The sequence below is a fragment of the Pseudomonas sp. 43NM1 genome, from assembly GCF_002836905.1.
Classification (GTDB): domain Bacteria; phylum Pseudomonadota; class Gammaproteobacteria; order Pseudomonadales; family Pseudomonadaceae; genus Aquipseudomonas; species Aquipseudomonas prosekii.
Map to the genome: position 1 here is coordinate 1 of NZ_MKGS01000066.1, position 7187 is coordinate 7187.

A 7187-nucleotide genomic window follows, 5' to 3' on the forward strand; every position below is an offset into this window, starting at 1 on the left:
GTGCTCGGCAACCAGAACAGCGAGCGCGGCTTGATCGGCAGCCGCGAAGAACGCGAAGCGCTGGTGCCCGCCCACAGCGGCGCCATCGAGTTGCCGACGGTCGACGTGGTCTGGTGGAACACCTTCGAGGATCATCTGGAACACAGCAGCCTGCCGGCGCGCACCCTGCAAGTGCTGAACAATCCGAGCCTGATGGTCGATACGCCGACCGGCAGCCCGCAAGTGGTCTACGGCGCCGACAGCGAAGCGCTGTGGTGGTGGAAACTCAGCACAATGATTCTGGCCTGCACCACCCTGCTCGGTTTTGGCTTGTGGTGGCGCGCGCGCTGGCAACCGGCGATCCTGCGCGCGGCGCAAACCGGGCCGAGCCCGCGCAGCGTGCTCGACGACCTCAAACGCGCCTGCCAGGCTAACGACCCCCACGCCACCCGCCAGGCACTGGATGCCTGGGCGCGGCAACAACCGGAAACCCTCGCCGAAATGGCCGCGCGGTTTGTGCCGCTGTCGGATGCGCTGGACGGCCTGAATGGCGCGCTCTACAGCGAATCCGGCCAGCATTGGCAGGGCGAAGACCTGTGGCGCGCAACACGCGCGATCCCACTGGCAGAACGGGTTCAAGACCCGGTAGGTGATAGCGGCTTGCCGCCGCTGTATCCGAAATAACGCGTTACCGGGCTGCCTGATCTGCAGCGAAGCGATTCCCGGAAAATTCCTACACAAGAAAACGATTCCCCTGACTGCGCCAAGTTGGCGCCCCCCGCAAAGTCCCGTGCCTGAAAAGACACAGGGACATGTGGATGTTGAAGGCTGCCAAAACCGTTGTTTTCAAGCTCGAGCTTGAAGGCTTCCGCCACGCTCTTCAGGTGGTGGAATTTCGCGCAACCGAAGCGCTCAACCAGACCTATGAAGTCGAACTGCAACTGGTCAGCGAGCACCGGGATCTTGATCTCGAAGCGCTTCTGCATCGTCCTGCTTTCCTGTCTTTCGGTGCCGATGGCTCGGGGATTCACGGGCAGGTTTATCGAGTCGCTCAAGGCGATTCTGGCGCTCGCCTGACCAGCTACCAGATCATTCTGGCGCCACACCTCGCCTACCTCGCGCACCGGCATAACCAGCGCATTTTCCAGCAGCAAAGCGTCCCGCAGATCATCGCCAGGATCCTCAGCGATCACGGCATGCAGTCGGATGCCTGGCGTTTTCAACTCAGCGCCGACTACCCGCCCCGCGTTTATTGCGTGCAATACCACGAGAGTGACCTGCACTTCATCCAGCGTTTGTGTGAAGAGGAAGGCCTGCACTTTCATTTCCAGCACAGCGCTGACGGGCACACGCTGGTGTTTGGCGATGATCAGACGGTTTTCCCCCGCCCTGCTGCGCCAACCACCTACGCCCCGGGCAGCGGGATGGTTGCCGAAGCTCCAGTCATCGACCGCTTCCAGGTGCAATTGCACACCCGCACCACCCACGTCAGTCGGCGCGATTACCACTTCGAAAAACCCAACGTACAGTTGCAGGCTGACGCGCGAGAAGCACGATTGCCCGAACTGGAGGATTACGCCTTCCCCGGGCAATTCGTCCATCGTGAGCGGGGCCAACATCTGAGCCAGCGCGCCCTCGAACGCCATCGCGCCGATTACCGCCAGGCTCACGGCCGCAGCGACCAGCCGCTACTGCGCAACGGCAGTTTTCTCGACCTCAGCGAACACCCGCGAGCGGACTGCAACGGCCTATGGTTACTGACTCGCGTAGAGCATTCTGGCCGCCAGCCACAATCGCTTGAGGAAGCTGCGCCCGACGTCAGCTCTGATGAAGGTTTTACCCAGGGTTATCGCAACCATTTCGTTGCGACGCCTTGGGACGTGAATTTCCGTCCGGCGCTGGAGCACCCCAAACCTCGGGTGACCGGCAACCAGCATGCTGTCGTCACCGGCCCCGCTGGCGAAGAGATCTACTGCGACGCCTACGGCCGCGTGAAAGTCCAGATGTTCTGGGATCGCGAGGGACAGAAAAACGAGCAATCCAGTTGCTGGCTGCGAGTGGCAACCCATTGGGCACATGAGCGCTACGGCAGCGTGCAGATTCCGCGCGTCGGCATGGAAGTGTTGGTGGGTTTCAGCGAAGGCGATCCCGACAAACCCTTCGTCCTCGGTTGTCTGCCGAACGCCGCGACGCCGGTGCCGCTGGACCTTCCGGCGCAGCATACGCAAAGCATCCTGCGCAGCCAGAGCAGCCCCGGCGGCGGCGGTTTCAACGAGCTGCGCATCGAGGACCGCGCCGGTGCCGAGGAAATTGCCCTGCGCGCCCAGCGCGATTTCGTCCAGTTGGTGCTCAACGACGAACGCATTCAGGTCGACAACCAGCGCAGCGTGGTCGTCGGCGGCATCGCCAGCCACGACCTGCGCGGCGAAGAACAGCACCTCACCCACGGCAATCGCCTCACCGAACTGAAACAGGACGACCACCTGCTGGTGCTCGGCGACCAGCACATTCGCGTCAGCAGTCAGCGGCTTAACGCCACGCAGCAAATCCACCTCAGCGCCGGCCAGCAAGTGGTTATTGATGGCGGAGCGCACCTGACGGTCAAGGCCGGCGGGCATTGGCTGACGCTCGGGCCGGACGGCATTTTCAGCAGCGTGGCAATTGTCGAGGGCGGCGCTCCAGCGACGACGATGCCAGCGGAGCCGTTGATACCGGGCGCGCTGCCGTTGCTCAAAGTGACGTTCGACCCGGCGCAGCAACGCCACGCACTGGTGGCAACGCGCAGCTCGCGTTGCCTTATTTGCGAGGCGGCCCAGGCATGACGCTCTCGACCTCTCTGCCCGCAGACCTGCCGTGGGGCAAACATCAGGCTTTGCTGTTGCTCGATGGCGCAACCGTCAGCGATTTGCCGCAACGCCTGAAACAACTGAGCCCCGGCGCCACTACGGTTGCCTTGTACGACTGCCCGTCCTTCACCGACCTGCGAGATATCTCGCCGGTTCTAGCCACCGTGCAATCAGTCGACGAGCCACTTTTGCAGTTCTATCTCCAGCACGCGCACGAAGAATGGGCCGTGCTGCTGTTCAGCGCGGATTCGGTGCACGCAGTGGCTCAGCACTTGCGCAAATTGCTGACCGTCGAGTTGCCCGAAGGGTTGCCAGTGTTCCTGCGTCTGGCCGACGCCGCCGTCGCCCGAGCGCTGTTCGGCAGCGGCGATCAGCGCTTGTTCGGGCCGCTTGCGGGCGTGGTAACGAGCGATGGCGTCGCGGCGGATTGGCAATATCACCCGCCTCGGTTGGCAGAGTGCCCCGACTTGCCAACGCCCTATCGCCTGAGCGTCGAACAGAATTCAGCGCTGGACCAGGCTGATCAGCGGCGTGTGCTGATCGAACTCGACGCACATTTACTCAAACACTTCCCCGACTTCCATAGCGGCGCAACCGTGGCCCAACGCTGGCCAGTGCTTGAGCGACTGGGCGCCGAGGCCAGTTCCCTGGGCCTGAGCAGCCAGTCCGAGCTGTTCTATTACGCCAACGTCATGGCTTGGCTGAACGGTTCACCGCTCGAACAGCATCCGCACCTCAACCGATTGCTGCATACGCCTTCCCTGCAACCTATCGGTGAGCGTATCGCGCTGGCCGCCGACATGGCCCACGAATGGGCAAATCAACGAGGCCGCCCATGAACCACCCTGCCAATCTCGCCGCAGCGGCGGCGCCCAAAACTGCCATCGGCTCGCCTGGCGCCTGCCCGTTGCGCCAGACCCACGTGCAGCTTTTGCCATTGCGCTATGGCCTCGTCGAAAAAAACCTCGATCCTGATAACCACCTGAAGTTGCCTTACGCACTCGAGACGCGGCCGCTGGGCATCCGTTTGCTACGCGATGGCTGGCTGTACGTAATCGACAGCGTCACCGGGCATCTGCACGAATATCGCGTACTCAACGGATTGGTCAGTGCCCTGCTGCACAAGGGCGCCAAGGTGGTCGGCGATCAGCGCGCAGCCATCGAAGAGCGCCCGGCCCTGATCTTTTCACGGCGCAGCATGTTGCATGTGAGCTTCGCCGAGGTGCAATGGACGGCCGCCAAATGCGCCCAGGTCATCGACAGCCGCGAAGAGCGCGACCACTTCATGCAAGCCGTCGACCTCGGCCCGGTGGATTGCGCAACCGGCGGCGAGCACTTGCTGACGGTTGAGCAAACGCAGCGCTGGCTGGCCGAGATTGCCGAGGCGCCGACTCCGCCAGTGGAGAACGCAGAAAGCCCGGACGAACCGTCGCCGGACGCCGTGTTGCTGCCGACCGTGCAGGTCAGCGCTGTGCCCGAGCACGAACGCAAACCTTATCTTTGGGAACAACCTCAGCGTTTTCGTGAGGCGCACATCGGCGAGTTTCTCGGCCAGGTACGCCCGGCGTATCAGGACGACACGCTGTTCCTCGTGGTGCCGGACGACCTCGGCGTGCTGCGTGATCTGGCCGATTATCAAGACGTGCTGGTCGGCTGGGTCGACGACTGGACCAATGCTGATAACAACGAGCGCAACTATTTGCTGGCCTGCTACATCGAGTCCTTGAGCCAACTCAGCCCGGCCGACGTCGACAAGCTGTCCGAGGTCAGCAATGACCCTCGCGCAAAAGCCTTGTTCGCCGATCTGCAGCAGTTGCCGGAAGCGGATCGCGAACAGACCCGCAACACCTTGCTCGACTACCTGAACCGTGGCGGCAAAGTCGTCCCGCCCAGCGTTACTGCCACTCCTGAACTGGAGCAGATGCGTCGCGATGCCGTGGATCAGGCCTACGCAATGAACCGTTTCGACGGCCTCGCCCCCGATGCCACGGCGTACGGTCGCGCGAATGCTGAAGCGGACCTTCGTTACTACACGCGCGAGTATTTCGCGGCGTCACCCAGCGACTTTGTCGAGCGTCACTTGCAGACGCTGGTCAACCTCGGCAAGGACAACGATCTGCGCATCCGCAATCTGCTTGAGGGTTCGATGTTCAGCGGTAAACGCGGGGTCAACGACTTCATCGACCGCGCCGCCATGGACGACGAATTGTTCCAGTACCGCTTCGACATTGGCCGCTGGAATACCCTGCTCGAACGCATCACCGCCGACCGCACGATGTTGGTGTGCGCCGGGCGCTATCACCGCTCGGCGTGGTATTACGACGCGCACGAGCCAGCGCAACTGGGCCAGGCGTTCAGCGCCGAATACGCCTGCCTCAAAGACATTTGTCGCAGCGATGAGGCGAGCGAAAAAATCCTCGGCTACCTGGAGAAACATCCGGAGCTGACCCGGCCACTGTTCTATACGTTGCCGTGGCGCCTGCAACCGGAACAAGCGGTGCAATACACGCTGTTGTTCAACGCCGGCATGGGCGTGTTCAACAACCTGCCGCGCTGGCTCGCCGAGTTGAAGAAAATCGAGCAACCGCACCTGCCGGCCCTCGACGATTTACCCGAGCACACCCGCGCCGTCGCCGACGCGGCGCAACACAGCCTCAGCCCCGCGCTGAACATGGGCCTGAGCCGGGCACTGGAGGGGTTCAACCTCGCGGCGGAGAAAATCCCTGACCTCGACGAATTGTTCCAGCGCCTGCCCAAGGCGCTGTACATGCGACTGCTCGACGCGGCAAAAACCACCGGCGTGACCTTTACCGTCGCCACGGCGGCGGAACACGCAGCGCTGCAAACCAACCTCAAGGAAATACTCAGGGAGCGTGACTACCTGAAAACCCTGACCCGTGAACGCAACCAAATCACCCACAACAAAAACCGCCAGGGCCACAAGTCGCCACGGGCGGTGGAGTTGCAGGGCGAAATTGCCCGGGTGCGCGGGCAATTGACGCGACTCGAGGCGCGGTTAGCCGGCGCGCTCAGCCCGATCGCGGAACTGCCGGATCAATCGGTGCGACTGTACGGGGCGACGCCGGCTCGCGCGGGGGTGACGCTGGTGTTTCCGCCGGCTCAGCAGACCGAGGTCAGGAGTTTACTGAAGAGTATTCGGATGGGGGTTAGCGCGGTGCCGAATGCGGGGTTGATTAGAAGCGAGGGGATGGGGTTGTTGGTGTTTTTGGTTCAGGGGGTGAATTTGGTTTCGGTTTATCGGGAGATGCAGAGTCAGACCGGTAATAAGCGCACTTGGGGTCCGCTTGCCAATGCACTGGCGGCTACAAGTGCAGCAGGATTTACAGTGGCTCAGAGCCTGACAGACACCGCGTTGAAGGCTCGCAGTGTCGAGCTCGTCGCAGCATTACAACGCCATGCATTGCAGAGTGTTCATGTGCAGATGGGGAGAATGCACATCGGGCTGGGTATTTTCACCTACATTTTTGGAGGCGTAGCTTCATTGTTCAGTCTCACTACTCAATACAAAAACTGGCAGCAAGCTACGCGCAGTGGAAATCGTTTGGCACATAACAGTTCGGCGCTTGCCACATTGGGGGCTGGTGGTATGACAACAGTTAATGCCTACGGTTTAGGTCATACGCTGCATGCGGGTTACACCGTCCTGCTCGCAAAAAACGCCGCGGCGAGAACAGCTGCATGGGCATCTGCGGGGACACATCTTTCCACCGTATTTTTCCGGTTCAACCTTGCAGGTGCATTGTTCACAGTATTGGAGCTTGGCGGAACGTGGCTCTTCAATCGCTATAACATCAACGCCCACGACAAATGGCTCAAAACCACGCCTTGGAGCCTGGACACCAGTGAGCGTGGTGACCATACGCTGGATGAATACAAAAATTTTCTCATCTATTTGCTTCACGTTCCTTACGTCCAACTTGGGCGCAACGAGCATGACTCATGGTTGAAAAACTTGCTGTTAAAGGCCAAACCCAAAGACATCCATCTAGTGCTACCAGGTCTTAATTTCGATGATTTTCAGCCACCCTTGAATGGTCAGCCAGCCCGACGTCTGGGAATTGGCGCTCACCGCATTTCTGTCCCCCTCCACAGTCGCGGCGTGCCGCGAGAACGCAAGGACGCTATCAGCGATGAAGTGGCATGCAGCCTGCGCATTGCAGAAACCGGGCCGGATCGGCTGGTCCTCTGCCTGCAATATCCGTCGGATCCTGACTCCGAATACACGCCCGCTTCCGAGACACTGGAATTAACAGTCTGTATTCAGACGATGAACTCCAACGGCGAGTGGGTTTCCCGCAATCGCGTCATTCGTCTCAACCCTCGCGGGGATGACCGTTACCC

General features: G+C 61.1%; 3 protein-coding genes and 1 pseudogene. All 4 read left to right on the forward strand.

From position 1 onward, the window contains the following. Positions 1-663: pseudogene (locus BI292_RS07780) on the forward strand (BatD family protein); the annotation flags it as partial. Positions 664-797: 134 nt separating this feature from the next. Then, positions 798-2801: a type VI secretion system tip protein VgrG gene (locus BI292_RS07785; protein ID WP_101207524.1), complete on the forward strand. Its 2004-nt coding sequence runs from the start codon at positions 798-800 to the stop codon at positions 2799-2801. Further along, positions 2798-3664 carry a DUF4123 domain-containing protein gene (locus BI292_RS07790; protein ID WP_101207522.1) on the forward strand — a complete coding sequence of 289 codons (867 nt, stop codon included), beginning with the start codon at positions 2798-2800 and terminating at the stop codon, positions 3662-3664. Before BI292_RS07785 ends, BI292_RS07790 begins: the two co-directional genes overlap by 4 nt. Then, positions 3661-7187 (forward strand): toxin VasX (locus BI292_RS07795; protein ID WP_101207523.1); only part of this gene is annotated, 3527 nt, incomplete at its 3' end. The genes BI292_RS07790 and BI292_RS07795, both read left to right, overlap by 4 nt.

What these genes read in the sequence shown, in the direction of transcription:
- BI292_RS07785 (WP_101207524.1), top strand. Translation starts at nt 798, where the DNA reads ATGTTGAAGGCTGCCAAAACCGTTGTTTTCAAGCTCGAGCTTGAAGGC.
- BI292_RS07790 (WP_101207522.1), top strand. Translation starts at nt 2,798, where the DNA reads ATGACGCTCTCGACCTCTCTGCCCGCAGACCTGCCGTGGGGCAAACAT.